The organism is Variovorax sp. ZS18.2.2, from assembly GCF_024701975.1.
Taxonomy (GTDB): Bacteria; Pseudomonadota; Gammaproteobacteria; order Burkholderiales; family Burkholderiaceae_C; genus Variovorax.
On the sequence record NZ_JANLNM010000007.1, the window covers coordinates 244,530 to 260,453 of the forward strand.

Genomic DNA, 15,924 nt, shown 5'->3' on the forward strand with positions numbered 1-15,924 from the left:
GTCCTTGTTGTTCTTTATTTGAATTCGCGCTCTCGCAGCCACTTGGTGGCAACCCACTTCTCGCCGGCCAGCACCGGCGCGCCGCCGTGCAGCGTGCGGGTGACCGGATCGGGCCGGTCGTAGCTGAAGAAGACGCCGGTGCCGCGCACGGGCGCCACTTCGAGCCCCACGTCGGGGAAGGTGGTGGCGCCGCCCTGCTCGGGCTCCTGCAGGTACATCACGAGCGTGGCCACGCGCTGGCCGCCGCGTTTCAGGATGGTGGGCGTGCCAGGCTCGTTCGGGTCGAAGTAGTCGTAGTGCGGGCGGTACTGGGCACCGGGTGCATAGCGCAGGATCTGCAAGCCTTCGCCGTATTCGAGCGGCCAGCGCAGCAGCATGGCCAGGCGCTGCTCCAGCCGCGCGACGATCTCGTTCTCGCCGCGCTCGAAGAACATGCCGTCGCTGGTGCGGTCGATGTTGAGCACCTCGCCGCCGGTGCGTGTTTCCACGGTGAGCGAACGCGCGAGCCGCACGCGCGCCGCGGCGATCAGCCCCTCGCACTCCTCGACCGACAGCAGGTTGCCGAAGACGATGACGCGCGGATGCCGCATCGTTTGCAGCACCTGAATACGGCGGTCGCCGGCATCGAGATAAAGCGGCGCGCCATCGAGATCGGGACCCGGCATCTCGGTGCGCACCGGCGCCAGCGCCACCTCGACATTGGGAAAGCCGGCCTCCAGCTGGGCCAGCGCCACGTCGGCGGCCGCATCGTGCCAGCCGGCCGCGCGCATCGACGCACGCAGTGCAGGCACCGAATGACCGGCCGCCAGCTGGGCAACCAGCCATTCGCGCAGCTCCGGACTGATCGGTTGGGACATCAGACTTTTCTCCTGAACACCAGCCTTTCGGCTGTCGACACGGTTGCGTCGAAACCATAACCCTCGAGATCGAACTTTTCCAGCGCCTTGGGCGTGGCCGCCTTGTGCTGCACGGCCCAGCGCGCGAGCAGGCCGCGCGCGCGCTTGGCGAAGAAGCTCACGATCTTGTACTTGTCGCCCTTCCACTCCTGGAACACGCATTCGACCACGCGGGCCTTGAGCACTGACTGGTCGACCGACTTGAAGTACTCCTGCGAGGCCACGTTGACGACCACCGGCGTGCGGTCGGCCGCGAGGCGCTCGTTCAGGTGCTCGGCGATGCGCGAGCCCCAGAAGGCGTACAGGTCCTTGCCGTGGCGGTTGGCCAGCTGGGTGCCCATTTCGAGCCGGTAGGGCTGCAGGCGGTCGAGCGGGCGCAAGAGGCCATAGAGGCCGCTCAGGATGCAGACGTGGTCTTGCGCCCACGCCAGTTGCGCGGGCGTGAAGCTGCGGGCATCGAGGCCGCCGTAGACGTCGCCGTCGAACGCGAAGGCGGCCTGGCGGGCGTTCTTCGCGGTGCCCTTGGAGGACCAGGCCTCGTAGCGCGCCGCGTTGAGCGCGGAGAGCTTGTCCGACAGGTGCATGAGCTCGGAGATCTCGAGCGGCGATTTCTCGCGCAGGATCTTGATCAATTCGACCGAGGGGCCTCGGGAGCTTTCGAAATGGGGTTGGGTGGCGGGGACTTCAGGGGGAACCGGAGTGTCGTAGTCCAGCGACTTTGCAGGGGAAAGCAGGAAGAGCATCCCGGAATTATGAGTGGCGCCTGTGTCACCAAGTCGCCCCGGTAAAATCGCCGGCTGTCCCACCTGTCCCCACGCGGCGCCCCCGAAGGCGCCGCTCTGCATCCCCCATGAGCGAATCCACCACCCCTGCCGCCCAACCTGGACTGGAGAGCCTGTCCAAATCATTCGAACCCACCGCCATCGAGGCGCACTGGGGCCCCGAATGGGAGAAGCGCGGCTACGCCAAGGCGGGCTTCCGCGGTACGCAGCAGCCCAAGGAAGGCGCCGACTCGTTCGCGATCCAGCTGCCGCCCCCGAACGTGACGGGCACGCTGCACATGGGCCATGCGTTCAACCAGACGGTCATGGACAGCCTCACGCGCTACCACCGCATGAAGGGCGACAACACGCTGTGGCTGCCGGGCACCGACCACGCCGGCATCGCCACGCAGATCGTGGTGGAACGCCAGCTGCAGGAGCAGAAGATCAGCCGCCACGACCTGGGCCGCAAGAACTTCGTGGCACGTGTGTGGGAATGGAAAGAAAAGTCGGGCAACACCATCACCGAGCAGATGCGCCGCATGGGCGACACGGTGGACTGGAGCCGCGAGTACTTCACGATGGACGACGACCTCTCGGCGGTCGTGACACAGACCTTCGTGAAGCTCTACGAAGAAGGCCTCATCTACCGTGGCAAGCGCCTGGGCAACTGGGACCCGGTGCTCAAGACCTCGGTGAGCGACCTCGAAGTCGAGAGCGAAGAAGAAGACGGCTCGCTCTGGCACATCGCCTACCCCCTTGAAGACGGCAGCGGCACGCTGACGGTGGCCACCACCCGGCCCGAAACCATGCTCGGCGACACGGCCGTGATGGTCCACCCCGAAGACGACCGCTACAGGCACCTGATCGGCCAGCGCGTGAAGCTGCCGCTGGTGGACCGGCTGATTCCGATCATTGCGGACGACTACGTCGACAAGGCATTCGGCACCGGCGTCGTGAAGGTCACGCCCGCGCACGACTACAACGACTACGCGGTCGGCCAGCGCCACAAGCTCGAGATGATCGGCATCCTCACGCTGGACGCGACCATCAACGACAACGCGCCCGAGAAGTACCGCGGCATGGACCGCTTCGTGGCGCGCAAGGCCATCGTGGCCGACCTCGACGCGCTGGGCCTGCTCGTCGAGGTGAAGAAGCACAAGCTCATGGTGCCGCGCTGCGCGCGCTCGGGCGCCATCGTCGAGCCGATGCTCACCGACCAGTGGTACGTGGCGATGACGCGCCCCGGCGCCGATGGCCAGTCGATCGCGCAGAAGGCCATCGACGCGGTGAAGTCGGGCGAGGTGCGCTTCGTGCCCGAGAACTGGGTCAACACCTACAACCACTGGATGGAAAACATCCAGGACTGGACCATCTCGCGCCAGCTCTGGTGGGGCCACCAGATTCCGGCCTGGTACGACGAGGAAGGCAATGTGTACGTGGCCGAGAGCGAAGCCGATGCACAGGCCAAGGCGCCGGGCAAGAAGCTCACCCGCGACGAGGACGTGCTCGACACCTGGTACTCGGCATCGCTGTTTCCTTTTTCCACGCTGGGCTGGCCCGCGAAGACACAGGACCTGGACCTCTACCTGCCCTCGCAGGTGCTCGTGACGGGCTACGACATCATCTTCTTCTGGGTCGCCCGGATGATCATGATGACCAAGCACTTCACCGGCAAGGTGCCGTTCAAGGACGTGTACATGCACGGGCTGGTGCGCGATGCGCAGGGCAAGAAGATGAGCAAGTCCGAAGGCAACGTGCTCGACCCGGTGGACCTGATCGATGGCATCGAGCTGCCCGCGCTGCTCGACAAGCGCACGCAGGGCCTTCGCAAGCCCGAGACGGCGCCCACGGTGCGCAAGAACACGCAGAAGGAATTTCCGGAGGGCATTCCGGCCTTCGGCGCCGATGCGCTGCGCTTCACGTTCGCATCGCTCGCATCGCTCGGCCGCAACATCAACTTCGACTCGAAGCGCTGCGAGGGCTATCGCAACTTCTGCAACAAGCTGTGGAACGCCACGCGCTTCGTGCTGATGAACTGCGAAGGCCAGGACTGCGGCCTCTTGGAGCACACGAAGGAAGACTGCAAGGTCGGCGGCCCGGCCCACGGCTACCTGAAGTTCAGCCGCGCGGACTACTGGATCGTCTCGCAGCTGCAGCGCATGGAGGCCGAAGTGGCCAAGGGCTTCGAGGAATACCGCCTCGACAACGTGGCCAACGCGATCTACCAGTTCGCCTGGGACGAGTTCTGCGACTGGTACCTGGAAATCGCGAAGGTGCAGATCCAGACCGGCGACGAATCGCAGAAGCGCGCGACGCGCCGCACGCTGATCCGCACGCTGGAGACGCTGCTGCGCCTGGCGCATCCGGTGATTCCGTTCATCACTGAAGAGCTGTGGCAGAAGGTCTCGAAGGTGGCGGGCCGCGAAGGCGAGTCGATCATGATCGCGGCCTATCCGAAGAGCCAGCCCGAGAAGATCGACGAGGCGGCCGAGGCGCATGTGGCGCGCCTGAAGGCGCTGGTCGATGCATGTCGCACGCTGCGCGGCGAGATGAAGCTGTCACCTGCCGTGCGCATGCCGCTCTATGCCGTGGCCGACGACGCGGAAAGCGCAGCGTTTCTGCGCGATGCAGCGCCTGTACTGCAAGCCCTCGGCAAACTCAAAGAGGTGAAGGTGTTCGACGACGAAGCCTCCTGGGTTGCAGCTGCAGAAGCATCGCCTACGGCCGTCGTCGGGCCCCTGCGACTTTGCCTCTTCATGCCCATCGACAAGGAAGCCGAGCGTGCACGGCTCAAGAAAGAGATCGAACGCGTCGAAGGCGACGTCGTCAAGATCGAGGCCAAATTGGGCAATGAAGCTTATGTAACCAAGGCTCCGCCGGCAGTAATCGAGCAGGATCGCAAGCGTTTGTCAGAACTTAGGGCTACGTTGGAGCGACTTCGCGACCAACTTGTACGCCTAGGCTGACAGACGCAGGGCATCGAAGGCGTTTAGGATTCCAGACGCGGCTTCTTGCCGTCCCGCATCCGGAATTTCCCTCCCCTTTCAGAAAGACGCTGAACTGCCCATGTCCACTTCCTCGACACGCATCCGCAAGGCCGTATTTCCTGTTGCAGGCTTCGGCACTCGCTTCTTGCCGGCCACCAAGGCACAGCCCAAGGAAATGCTGCCGGTGGTCGACAAGCCGCTGATCCAGTACGCCGTTGAAGAAGCCTATGCCGCGGGCATCCGCGACATGATTTTTGTGACCGGCCGCAACAAGCGTGCGATCGAAGATCACTACGACACCGCCTACGAACTCGAAAGCCAGCTCGAAGCCAGCGGCAAGGATGCGCTGCTGAAGATCGCGCGTTCGGTGATGCCCGACGACATGACCTGCTCGTATGTGCGCCAGCCGCGCATGCTGGGCCTGGGCCATGCCGTGCTGTGCGCCGAGCACCTGGTCGGCAACGAGCCCTTCGCCGTGCTGCTCGCCGACGACTTGATGGTCGGCCCCGAGGGCGGCCAGCCGGTGCTCGCGCAGATGACGGCTGCGTTCGCGCGTCTGGGCGCCTCGCTGCTGGCCGTGCAGGAAGTGCCGCTCGCGCACGTCAAGCGCTACGGCATCGTGGCCGGCGAGCAGGTCGAAGAGGGCCTCGTGAAGGTCAATCGCATGGTCGAGAAGCCCAAGCCCGAAGACGCGCCCTCGCGCCTGGGCGTGGCGGGCCGCTACATCCTCACGCCGGGCGTGTTCGACGAGATCCGCAACCAGCCCAAGGGCGCGGGCGGCGAGATCCAGTTGACCGACGGCATCGCGGCGCTGATGAAGAAGGAATCGGTCTACGCCTACGCCTACAAGGGCATCCGCTACGACTGCGGCAGCAAGGAAGGCTTTCTGCAGGCCAGCGTGGAACTGGCGCTGGCGCACCCCGAAGTGGGCGCCGAATTCCGTGAATACCTCAAGAGCCTGAAGCTCTGAGGGCTGCCGAGAAGCACTGAACAAAAAAGGGGCCACACAGGCCCCTTTCCTTTTGGTGCTCGCTAGCGCCGCTTCAATACGTGGATGAAGTCGGTGCCGACCGTCTGCTGCTCCATGAGCTCGTTGCCGGTCTGGCGCGCGAAGGCCTGGAAGTCGCGCACCGATCCCGGATCGGTTGACACCACCTTGAGCAGTTGCCCGCTCGCCATGTCGTTGAGCGACTTCTTCGCCTTGAGGATGGGCAGCGGGCAGTTCAACCCGCGCGTGTCGATTTCGCGATCAACTTCCATGCCTGGGCTCCTCGGGCGGCAGCTGCAGTCCGCGGCGGCGCTCTTCGTTCTCGGCCGCGCTGAAGAACACGGGCTCGTGGCCCCGCGTGCGCAGCCAGTCGGCCAGCGCATAGCCGGTGCCCGCGGGCCAGCATTTCAAATCCGGCAGGTCGTAGAGGCGGTAGTCCACCAGCTCGGGTGAGAGCTTCACCTCGCCATCGGCCACCACGTGGTAGGCGATGATGATCTGGTTCATGCGCTGGAAGTCGTAGGCGCCCACGAGCTTCGTCGCGCTCACGTCGAGGTTGGTTTCTTCCTTCACCTCGCGCGCAATGCCTTCCTCGGGCGTCTCGCCGGCTTCCATGAAGCCGGTGATCAGCGCGAACATCTTGCCGGGCCAGGCCGCGTTGCGCGCCAGCAGCACCTGGCCGCGGTACTCGACGATGGCCGCGAGCACGGGCGTGGGGTTGTTCCAGTGCGTGTGGCCGCAGTTCGGGCAGCGCAGGCGTTCCTTGGGACCGCCGTCTTCCATCAACGCGATCCATTCCAGCGGCGTGGCACAGACCTGGCAAAACTTGGGGTGGGGCATGGGGCTGCTCTTGTTATGGCTCACGGCACCCGGGGCGGGTGCTGCGGCGGGTTTCTATGGGCTTACGCGGGGAAGACGCCGGTCGACAGGTAGCGGTCACCTCGATCGCACACAACGAAGACGATGGTGGCGTTCTCGACCTTCTTCGCGACCTCGAGCGCCGCCCACAGCGCGCCGGCCGCGGAGATGCCGCCGAAGATGCCCTCTTCGCGCGCAAGGCGCCGGCACATTTCCTCAGCGTCGTCCTGGCTCACGCTGATTTCTTCGTCGACGCGGCTCGGGTCGTAGATCTTCGGCAGGTATTCGGTGGGCCACTTGCGGATGCCCGGGATGCGCGAGCCTTCGGCCGGCTGCGCGCCGATGATGCGCACCGCAGGGTTCTTTTCCTTCAGGAATCGCGAGACGCCGGTGATGGTGCCGGTGGTGCCCATGGCGCTCACGAAATGCGTGATCTTGCCCTCGGTGTCGGCCCAGACCTCGGGGCCCGTCGTCTCGTAGTGGATGCGCGGATTGTCGGGATTGGCGAACTGGTCGAGCACCCGGCCCTTGCCTTGAGCAACCATCTGCTCGGCGAGGTCGCGGGCGTATTCCATGCCGCCGCTCTTGGGCGTGAGCACCAGCTCGGCGCCGAACGCCTTCATGGTCTGGGCGCGTTCGACGGAGAGGTCCTCCGGCATGATCAGCACCATGCGGTAGCCCTTGATGGCTGCAGCCATCGCGAGCGCGATGCCGGTGTTGCCCGAGGTGGCTTCGATCAGCGTGTCGCCGGGCTTGATTTCGCCGCGCTCCTCGGCGCGCTTGATCATCGAGAGTGCCGGGCGGTCTTTGACCGATCCCGCGGGATTGTTGCCTTCGAGCTTGCCGAGGATCACGTTGCCGCGCTTGGCATTTTCGGCCGCATCGATGCGTTGCAGGGCGACCAGGGGGGTCTTGCCAATGGCGTCTTCGATCGTCGGATAATTCATGGCAGCCACTGTGCCATAATTTTGGGCTTCGTTCAGAACCCTGCCCGGGTGGTGAAATTGGTAGACGCAGGGGACTCAAAATCCCCCACCGAAAGGTGTGCCGGTTCGATTCCGGCCCCGGGCACCATCGATACCTTGCTGTCGATATGGGAAAAGGGATCCCCCGTTCATCGTCGAGAGGCACACTGAACGCCATGCGAAATTGCTCGCACCGTACCGTGCGCCCCCTCCCCCTTCTTCTCTGGCTGGCCCTGGCAATTGGCGCCGGTCCTGCTGCTGCCGCACCCGACTGCACCGTCGCCCTGTGGGGCGATTCGATCCTCTATGGCGGGTTCGGCGCGTCGCTGACGAACCGCATCAAGGAACCACCGGCCGCCGCGATCAAGCGCATCCGCCCTGCCTGGACGATTGCCGACTTCAGCTCCCCGGGCGACAGCGCCCACAAGCGCCTGCCGACCTTTGTGCTGCAACCGATGCCGGCGCGCGTCGTGGTGCTGCAATACGGCATCAACGATGCCGGTAACGGCTACCAGTACGAGCCGGCCTTGCGCGGGATGGTCGACTACGTCCAGGCGGCCGGCAAGACATCGATCGTCACCGGCCTCTCGAAGGTGAAAGCCGACCGACTGCCGCTGCGGGACGGCTACCACGCCACGGCACAGCGCGTGGCCCAGGAAGAAGGCGTGTTGTTTGCCGACTGGGGCGCCGTGCGCTTCGACGCCGCCGACATGGTGGACGACGTCCACCCCCGACAACCGTACAGCACGCGCCTCGTGGAGCGGCTCGTGCTGGCGCTCGATCAGGTCGCGCCCGAGTGCGCGCCCCGCGTCAAACGCGGTTAGCCGATCGCTTCGATCGCGGTGACGAAGCGCATCGCATCCGGCACCGCGGCACAAAAAAAAGACCAGTTCCGCCGGCCGATGGCTGGCCGCGCGCACCGGTTGCCGAGGCAGCGCTTCCGAAGTCCAGCCGTCCGCCTGCCATTGCGCCAGCGGCACCAATGTGCGCAGCCCGCGTGCAGCCGCCTTGCGCATGGCGCTGCCGGTATTGAACGGTGTCACATGCGCCGCGGCCTCGCAGGCAATCACCAGCGCTCTGGCATCGAAGGTCAACAGCACCTGCGGCCGGTTGCCCAGCGCGGTCCGATGGCGCTCCACGCGATCAGGGTCGAGCCAGAAGAACACGCAACTGTTGAGCAGCGCATACCAATCGGTCGGCGCCAGGCCCGGGTCGAGGCAACGCGCGAGCGCCTGCGGCGGCATCGGCCGCTGGTCGCGGATGTAGCAGCCGTCGGGCAGAGTCACGCCCTGCGGACGATGGGCGCGCACGGCCGCGTTGACCTCGGTGCCGAACGCGCCGCGGCGCAGCAGCTCGTCGGTGCTGCACAGCCCCTGTGTCCGCACAGCCGCCCAGTTCGCTCGATCGACAAAGTGAAAGGCCTCAGCGGGCAGGCTGGGCATGACGTCGTCAAGCCTCGGCGCGCAGGCCGGTGTGCACGGTCGGATGCGCAAGCCGCACGCGCAGCTCGCGCTTGAGCCGCGTGTTGTCGAGCCGGCGCGATTCGCCCATGAAGCTGAGCAACTGCAGCGGCAACTGGCGCTCGGCTTCATCGCGCGCCACGCGCGGCGGGCGCGGCATGCCGTAGAGATCGGCCGCGAGATCGACGTAGTCGCCCATGCGCAGCTCGGTGTCGTCCGATGCATGGACGATGCGCTGCGGCCGGCCGCGGAACAGCGACGCGATGCAGGCGCGCGCCAGGTCGTCGGCATGGATGTGGCTGGTGTAGACGTCGTCCTCCTGCCGCAGCACTGGCGTGCCGCGCTGCAGGCGCGCGCGGGGCGTGCCGTTCTCGCGGTCCGGCGCGTAGATGCCCGGAATGCGCAGGATGCTCGCGCGCACGCCGGCGCTGCGCCCGAACCAGCGCACCGCGCGCTCGGCGTCCACGCGACGGTGGGAGCGCGGCGTGTCGGGTCGCACGGCGCGCGTTTCGCTCACGCGGGCACCACCGCAATCGCCATACACGCCGCTGGTCGAGCCGTAGACGAAGGCAAGAGGCACCGAGCGCAGCCTCAAGGCGCGTGCCAGGGCCGTGGTGCGCTGGTCGCGCCACCAGGCGGCGCCGCCATCGCGCGCGGGCGGTGCAAGGTGCAGCACCCGCGTAGCGATGCCCGCCAGCCGGCGCAGCGTGGCCGGCTCGTCCAGGTTGCCCACCAGCGGGCGGATGCCGGCCTCGCGCAGTGCGGCGACTCGCTCCGCCGAGGACGTGAGCGCCACCAGTTGCATCCGGCCGCGCTGGTCGCGCGCCACGCGCTGGCCGACGTCGCCGCAACCGACGATCAGGAGGCGCTCGCGCCGGAACCGCGCCGGCAGCGCGCCGGAGGGGCTATTGATTGAAGGCAAAATCCTGTTCCCTTTCCGTTTCAGACCCAGGCTGAAAAACAAGCCGAAGAATACAGATGACTGCTGCACCGCCGCACGAAGCCGGCTTTTCCATCACCGTCGAACCGAGCGGCCGTCATTTCGTAGTCCATGGCGACGAAACCATCCTGGCAGCCGGCATCCGTCAGGGCATCGGCCTGCCCTATGGCTGCAAGGACGGCGCCTGCGGCTCCTGCAAGTGCAAGAAGCTCTCGGGCGAGGTCACCCTCGGCCCCCACCAGAGCAAGGCGCTGAGCGCCGAGGAGCAGCTCGCAGGCTACGTGCTGACCTGCTGCGCGCACGCCACGAGCGACGTGGTGCTCGAATCTCGCCAAGTCACCGAGGCCGGTGCCCTCCCGATCCGCAAGATGCCGGTGCGGGTGCTGGCCCTTACGCGGCAATCGCACGACGTGATGATGCTGCGCCTGCAACTGCCGGCCGGCGAGCCGCTGCAGTTCCATGCGGGGCAGTACGTGGAATTCATTCTGCGCGACGGCGCGCGCCGCAGCTATTCGATGGCCAACGCGCCGCACACGCTGGGCGTGCCGGGCACGGGCATCGAACTGCACCTGCGGCACCTGCCGGGCGGCAAGTTCACCGACCACGTCTTCGGCGTCATGAAGGAAAAGGAAATCCTGCGCATCGAAGGCCCCTTCGGCAGCTTCTTCCTGCGCGAGGACTCCGACAAGCCGATGGTCCTGCTGGCCTCGGGCACGGGCTTCGCGCCGATCAAGGCGCTGCTGGAGCACATGAAGTTCAAGGACATCGAGCGGCCCGCCACGCTCTATTGGGGCGGCCGCCGACCCGAAGACCTGTACATGGACGAGTGGGTGCGCGGTCAACTGGCCGAGATGCCGAACCTGCGCTACGTGCCCGTGATCTCCAACGCCACGCCCGACGACAACTGGACCGGCCGCACCGGCTTTGTCCACCAGGCGGTGCTGGAAGACTTCGCCGACCTGTCGGGCCACCAGGTCTATGCCTGCGGCGCGCCCATCGTGGTCGACTCGGCCAAGCGCGACTACGTGGCGCTGGCAGGCCTGCCCGAAGAAGAGTTCTTTGCCGATGCGTTCACCACCGAGGCCGACAAGGCCATGCCCTGATTTCCGACTTCTTGATTTCCCGATTCCCGCTCCCTGATTTGCCATCTGCAGACGACAAAAAAATGAAGACGAGACACTTCCTCCTCACCCTGCTCGCAGGCGCCGCAACCCTCGCCGCGGGCCATGCCACGGCCCAGCAGCAGCGTCCCATCCGCCTCGTCGTGCCCTACGCCGCAGGCGGCCCCATCGACCTCACCGCGCGCATGCTGGCCGAACGCGTCAAGGACGTGTTCGGCCCGGTCATCATCGACAACAAGCCCGGTGCGGGCGGCAACATCGGCGCCGACATCGTGGCCAAGGCGCCGCCGGACGGCCTCACGATCGGCATCGCGGCCACCGCCACCAACGCGGTCAACCCGTGGCTCTACAGCAAGATCCCGTTCAATGCCGCGACCGATTTCGCACCGATCACGCAGATGGTCCGCGTGCCCAACGTGCTGGTGATGAACGCCGAGACCGCGAAGCGCCTGCACATCGAATCGGTCGCCGACCTCATCCGCTATGCCAAAGCCAACCCCGCCAAGCTCAACTACGGCAGCGGCGGCAACGGCAGCGCCGGGCACCTGGCGGGCGAACTCTTCAAGAAGGAAGCGGGCATCTTCGCGGTGCACATCCCGTACAACGGTGGCAACCCGGCGCAGCTCGCGCTGATCTCCGGACAGGTCGATTTCAACTTCGACAACCTCGCGACCGCGGCGCCGAACATCCGCTCGGGCAAGCTGAAGGCGATTGCGGTCACGACGCTGCAGCGCAGCAGCGCGCTGCCCGAGGCGCCACCGGTGGCCGACACGCTCAAGGGTTTCTCGATCGACACCTGGTGGGGCCTGGTCGCGCCGGCCGGCACGCCGCACGACGTGGTCGTGAAGCTGAATCAGGCCTTCGTCGCCGCGCTGAATGCGCCGGAAACGAAGACCCGCTTTGCATCGCTGCTGGCCGAGCCGGTGGGCAACTCGCCCGAGCAGTTCGGCGCTTTCATGAAGACCGAACTCGCCAAATACGAGAAGGTCGTGAAAGCGACAGGCGCGAAGGTGGACTGAGTTATTCGCCGAGGTACGCGGCGCGAACCCGTGGGTCGCGCAGCAGTTCCTTGGCATCGCCGTCCATCGTGATGAGCCCGGACTCCATCACATAGCCACGGTCGGCCAGTTGCAGCGCGCGGTTGGCGTTCTGCTCCACCAGGAGGATCGTGACACCCTGCGAGGCCACGGTCTGCACCACCTCGAAGATCTTGTCGCACATGATCGGCGACAGGCCCATGGTGGGCTCATCGAGCAGCAGCACCTTGGGGCGCGCCATCAGCGCGCGGCCCATGGCGAGCATCTGCTGTTCGCCGCCCGACATCGTGCCGGCCAGCTGGTCCTTGCGCTCGCGCAGGCGCGGGAATGTGACGAACACGCGCTCCATGTCGCTCGCGATGCCGGCCTTGTCGGTGCGGATGTAGGCGCCGATCTGCAGGTTCTCGGTGATCGTCATGCGCGTGAAGACACCGCGGCCTTCGGGCACCATCACGAGGCCTTCGCCCACGAGGTCCCAGGCGCCGCGGCCCTTGATGCTGCGGCCGAGGAATTCGATGCTGCCCGCGCCCGCCGGCAGCGTGCCGGTGATCGCCTTCATGGTGGTCGTCTTGCCGGCGCCGTTGGAGCCGATCAGCGACACCAGTTCGCCCTCGCGCACCTCGAAGTCCACGCCCTTGACGGCCTGGATGCCGCCGTAGCCGACCTTCAGGCCGCTGACCTTCAGCAGCGTCTTGCCGGCCGCCTTGGCCTGCACCGCGGTGGCGCGGGTTTCTTCTTCGCTCGTCATCGTTGCTGTGCTCATTTCAGTGGCCCCCCGTTCCGAGGTAAGCCTCGATCACTTTTTCGTTCTTCTGCACGTCGGCCGGCGTGCCCTCGGCAATCTGCTTGCCGTAGTCGAGCACGGTCACGCGGTCGCACAGGCCCATGATGAGCTTGACGTCGTGTTCGATGATCAGGATGGTGCGGTCGTCGCGGCGGATGCGATCGATCAGCTCGCGCAGCAGCACCTTCTCGGTCGAATTCATGCCGGCGGCGGGTTCGTCGAGGGCGATGAGCTGCGGGTCGGTGGCCAGCGCGCGGGCGATTTCGAGGCGGCGCTGGTCGCCGTAGCTCAGCGTGCGCGCCTTGTAGTCGGCGAACTTGCCGATGCCCACGTAGTCGAGCAACTCGTGCGCACGGTCGGCAATGGCTTTTTCCTCGGCCTTGAAGCTGCCGGTGCGCAGCATCGCGCCGAACACGCCCGAATGGGTGCGGATGTGGCGCCCGACCATCACGTTCTCGAGCGCCGTCATTTCGGCGAAGAGGCGGATGTTCTGGAAGGTGCGCGCAATGCCGGCCTTGGCCACTTCGTGCACGGCCGTCGGCTGGTAGGGCTTGCCGGCCAGCTCGAAGGTGCCGCTGTCGGGCGTGTAGAGCCCGGTGATCACGTTGAAGAAGGTGGTCTTGCCGGCGCCGTTCGGGCCGATCAGGCCATAGACCTGGCCACGCTTGATGGTGATGCCGACGTCGGAAAGGGCCTGCAGCCCGCCGAAGCGCTTGGAGATGCCGCGAACGTCGAGGATGGTGTCTGTGGTTGTCGTCATGTCAGTTTCTCCTCGGCTCACGGATTGATCGACATGGGACGCGAAGCGGCACCCGGCACTTCGTCGGCGGGCGTATCGATGCCCGGTGCGTGTGTCTGCAGCGAGCCAGGGGCTACTGCCGCATGGCTCGGATCGACCGGCACGCCGCCCTTCTTCGTCAGCGTCTTGCCGTGCTCGGGCGAGGGCCACAGGCCGCGCGGACGCACCAGCATGATGACGATCATGGCGAGCGCGATGAAGAGCTGGCGCAGGATCGAGGCATCGAGGCGACCGTCGGTCAGCGACTGCAGCGGGCCGGCCACGTAGCGCAGCACTTCTGGCAACGCAGCCAGCAGCACCGCGCCCAGGATGACGCCGGGCAGGTGCCCGATGCCGCCGAGCACCACCATGGCCACGATCATCACCGACTCCATCAGGCTGAAGGACTCGGGCGACACGAAGCCCTGGAAGGCCGCGAACATCGCACCCGAAACGCCGCCGAAGCTCGCGCCCATGCCGAAGGCCAGCAGCTTCATGTTGCGGGTGTTGATGCCCATGGCCTTGGCAGCAATTTCATCTTCGCGAATGGCCATCCAGGCACGGCCGATGCGCGAGACCTGCAGGCGGTGCGAAATGATGATGGTGGCGATCACGAGCGCCAGGAACAGGTAGTAGTACAGCGACACCGAGGAGATCGTGAAGCCGTCGAACTTCCATGCCTTGCCGAGGTCGAGGCCCCAGAACTTGATGGAGTCGATGGCCGTGATGCCCTTGGGACCGTTGGTGATGTTCACCGGCTGGTCGAGGTTGTTCAGGAACACGCGGATGATTTCGCCGAAGCCCAGCGTCACGATGGCGAGATAGTCGCCGCGCAGCTTGAGCGTAGGCGCACCCAGCAGCACGCCGAGACAACCGGCCACCACCAGCGCCAGCGGGACCACGATCAGCAGCGAGGTATGCAGCCCGTTCGGGAACATCTGGGCGAACCAGGGGAAGGTCTCGGTCAGGTGCGACGAGCCCATCAACGCATAGAGGTAGGCCCCCACCGCGAAGAAGGCCACGTAGCCCAGGTCGAGCAGGCCGGCGTAGCCGACCACGATGTTGAGGCCCAGGGCCAGCAGCACGTAGAGCAGTGCGATGTCGGCAATGCGCACCCAGGCGTTGCCCTGCATCTGCAGCAGCAGGGGCAGCGCGAGCACCGCAATGGCGCCGATGACGTAGAGAGCGAGGTTTTTGCTGTTCTTCATGTCTCGCTCCTTACGCACGGTCTGCCACGCGTTCGCCGAGCAGGCCCGACGGTCGCAGGGTGAGCATGACGATCAGCACGATGAACGCGAAGATGTCGCTGTAGTTGCTGCCCAGCACGCCACCGGTGAGGGTGCCGATGTAGCCGGAGCCGATGGCCTCGATGAGCCCCAGCAGGATGCCGCCGACCACTGCGCCGGCCAGGTTACCGATGCCGCCGAACACCGCCGCGGTGAAGGCCTTGAGGCCGGGCAGGAAGCCCATCGCGTGTTGCGCGATGCCGTAGTTCGATGCGTACATCACACCGGCGATGGCCGCGAGCACGGCGCCGATGATGAAGGTGGCCGAGATGACCATGTCGGGGCGGATGCCCATGAGCGCGGCGACGCGTGGGTTCTCCGCGGTGGCGCGCATGGCGCGCCCGAGCTTGGTGTAGTTGACCAGCCACATCAGCACCACGAGCGAGAACGCGGTGACGCTGAGGATCATCACCTGCGTGGGCGAGATCACGGCACCGCCCACGTGGATGGGGTCGGTCGGCAGCAGGTTGGGATAGGCCTTGTTGGTCGGCTTCCAGATGATCATGGCCAGCGTCTGCAGCAGGATCGACATGCCGATGGCCGTGATGAGCGGCGCGAGCTTGGGGCTGTTGCGAAGCGGCCGGTAGGCCACCTTCTCGATCACGAAATTGAGCGTTGCCGCGACGATGCAGGCAATGATCAATGCGATGAGAAGGACCAGCCAGCCCGGCGTGTTGGGCATGCCGTCCTTCATGAGGCCGATGATGGTCCAGCTTGTGAGAGCCCCCACCATCAGCACTTCTCCGTGCGCGAAATTGATGAGGTTGATGATGCCGTACACCATGGTGTAGCCCAAGGCTATCAAGGCATACATGCTGCCCAGGACCAGACCGTTGATGATCTGCTGCAGCAATATTTCCATAACGCGATTCCCTATGTGTTGCACCGTTGAGGGGTGCCATTCACCCACCGTGGCACCGGTTTGGCGCCCTTGGCTGGACAAGCAAAAAACCAGCCAGCATGTGTCGCAGGCGGATTTGTGGGCGGGATTGTAAGCAAGCACCAGCGCTGATTTGGTGCGCAGCGACCGGGGTTTACCCGCTCACGCCATGCTGTATGG

The 15,924-nt window shown here is 65.8% G+C and carries 15 protein-coding genes, 1 tRNA gene and 1 pseudogene; 6 read left to right on the forward strand and 11 right to left on the reverse strand.

Going from position 1 to position 15,924, the window contains the following annotated elements:
* Positions 1-14 precede the first annotated feature (14 nt).
* On the reverse strand, positions 15-857 hold the full coding sequence (locus NU688_RS24845) for a 2OG-Fe(II) oxygenase (RefSeq protein WP_257863492.1): 843 nt from the start codon (positions 855-857) through the stop codon (positions 15-17).
* Positions 857-1,639 carry a peroxide stress protein YaaA gene (yaaA, locus tag NU688_RS24850; protein ID WP_257863493.1) on the reverse strand — a complete coding sequence of 261 codons (783 nt, stop codon included), beginning with the start codon at positions 1,637-1,639 and terminating at the stop codon, positions 857-859. The genes NU688_RS24845 and yaaA overlap by 1 nt, the downstream gene beginning before the upstream one ends.
* 107 nt (positions 1,640-1,746) lie before the next feature.
* Here yaaA and NU688_RS24855 point away from each other — a divergent pair, with 107 nt between their 5' ends.
* Positions 1,747-4,626: a valine--tRNA ligase gene (locus NU688_RS24855; protein WP_257863494.1), complete on the forward strand. Its 2,880-nt coding sequence runs from the start codon at positions 1,747-1,749 to the stop codon at positions 4,624-4,626.
* A 100-nt stretch (positions 4,627-4,726) separates the two neighbouring features.
* A complete protein-coding gene (gene galU / locus NU688_RS24860) occupies positions 4,727-5,617 on the forward strand; it encodes a UTP--glucose-1-phosphate uridylyltransferase GalU (RefSeq protein WP_257863495.1) in 891 nt (296 codons plus the stop codon).
* A gap of 62 nt (positions 5,618-5,679) precedes the next feature.
* Here galU and NU688_RS24865 read toward each other — a convergent pair whose 3' ends face one another.
* The 3 genes from NU688_RS24865 to cysM form a co-directional block, all read right to left on the reverse strand.
* On the reverse strand, positions 5,680-5,907 hold the full coding sequence (locus NU688_RS24865; protein ID WP_013539858.1) for a sulfurtransferase TusA family protein: 228 nt from the start codon (positions 5,905-5,907) through the stop codon (positions 5,680-5,682).
* Complete coding sequence (locus tag NU688_RS24870) at positions 5,897-6,475, reverse strand: NUDIX domain-containing protein (RefSeq protein WP_257863496.1); 579 nt, start codon at positions 6,473-6,475, stop codon at positions 5,897-5,899. The genes NU688_RS24865 and NU688_RS24870 overlap by 11 nt, the downstream gene beginning before the upstream one ends.
* 62 nt (positions 6,476-6,537) lie before the next feature.
* Positions 6,538-7,440, reverse strand: coding sequence for a cysteine synthase CysM (gene cysM, locus NU688_RS24875; RefSeq protein WP_257863497.1), 903 nt, complete (start codon positions 7,438-7,440; stop codon positions 6,538-6,540).
* Between the two features lie 42 nt (positions 7,441-7,482).
* Between cysM and NU688_RS24880 the strand changes: the two genes are divergently transcribed.
* A tRNA-Leu gene (locus NU688_RS24880) sits at positions 7,483-7,567 on the forward strand.
* A 67-nt stretch (positions 7,568-7,634) separates the two neighbouring features.
* Positions 7,635-8,282 (forward strand): SGNH/GDSL hydrolase family protein, encoded by a 648-nt coding sequence (locus NU688_RS24885; protein ID WP_257863498.1) that lies wholly within the window; start codon positions 7,635-7,637, stop codon positions 8,280-8,282.
* Positions 8,283-8,402: 120 nt separating this feature from the next.
* Here the strand turns inward: NU688_RS24885 and NU688_RS34085 are convergent.
* Both NU688_RS34085 and NU688_RS24890 read right to left on the reverse strand, forming a co-directional pair.
* A pseudogene (locus NU688_RS34085) lies at positions 8,403-8,900 on the reverse strand (hypothetical protein); the annotation flags it as partial.
* 7 nt (positions 8,901-8,907) lie between these two features.
* Positions 8,908-9,840, reverse strand: coding sequence for an SDR family oxidoreductase (locus NU688_RS24890; RefSeq protein WP_257863500.1), 933 nt, complete (start codon positions 9,838-9,840; stop codon positions 8,908-8,910).
* Positions 9,841-9,896: 56 nt separating this feature from the next.
* Between NU688_RS24890 and NU688_RS24895 the strand changes: the two genes are divergently transcribed.
* Both NU688_RS24895 and NU688_RS24900 read left to right on the forward strand, forming a co-directional pair.
* A complete protein-coding gene (locus NU688_RS24895) occupies positions 9,897-10,961 on the forward strand; it encodes a CDP-6-deoxy-delta-3,4-glucoseen reductase (RefSeq protein ID WP_257863501.1) in 1,065 nt (354 codons plus the stop codon).
* A gap of 62 nt (positions 10,962-11,023) precedes the next feature.
* Positions 11,024-11,998 carry a tripartite tricarboxylate transporter substrate binding protein gene (locus NU688_RS24900; RefSeq protein WP_257863502.1) on the forward strand — a complete coding sequence of 325 codons (975 nt, stop codon included), beginning with the start codon at positions 11,024-11,026 and terminating at the stop codon, positions 11,996-11,998.
* Between the two features lies 1 nt (position 11,999).
* Here the strand turns inward: NU688_RS24900 and NU688_RS24905 are convergent, their stop codons facing one another.
* Genes NU688_RS24905 through NU688_RS24920 form a run of 4 tightly spaced genes read right to left on the reverse strand, consistent with a single transcriptional unit; the run spans position 12,000 to position 15,726 of the window.
* Complete coding sequence (locus NU688_RS24905) at positions 12,000-12,764, reverse strand: ABC transporter ATP-binding protein (RefSeq protein WP_257863503.1); 765 nt, start codon at positions 12,762-12,764, stop codon at positions 12,000-12,002.
* A gap of 16 nt (positions 12,765-12,780) precedes the next feature.
* Positions 12,781-13,560, reverse strand: coding sequence for an ABC transporter ATP-binding protein (locus tag NU688_RS24910; protein ID WP_257863504.1), 780 nt, complete (start codon positions 13,558-13,560; stop codon positions 12,781-12,783).
* 17 nt (positions 13,561-13,577) lie between these two features.
* Complete coding sequence (locus NU688_RS24915) at positions 13,578-14,786, reverse strand: branched-chain amino acid ABC transporter permease (protein ID WP_257863505.1); 1,209 nt, start codon at positions 14,784-14,786, stop codon at positions 13,578-13,580.
* A 10-nt stretch (positions 14,787-14,796) separates the two neighbouring features.
* Positions 14,797-15,726, reverse strand: coding sequence for a branched-chain amino acid ABC transporter permease (locus NU688_RS24920; protein WP_013539848.1), 930 nt, complete (start codon positions 15,724-15,726; stop codon positions 14,797-14,799).
* Between the last annotated feature and the right edge of the window lie 198 nt (positions 15,727-15,924).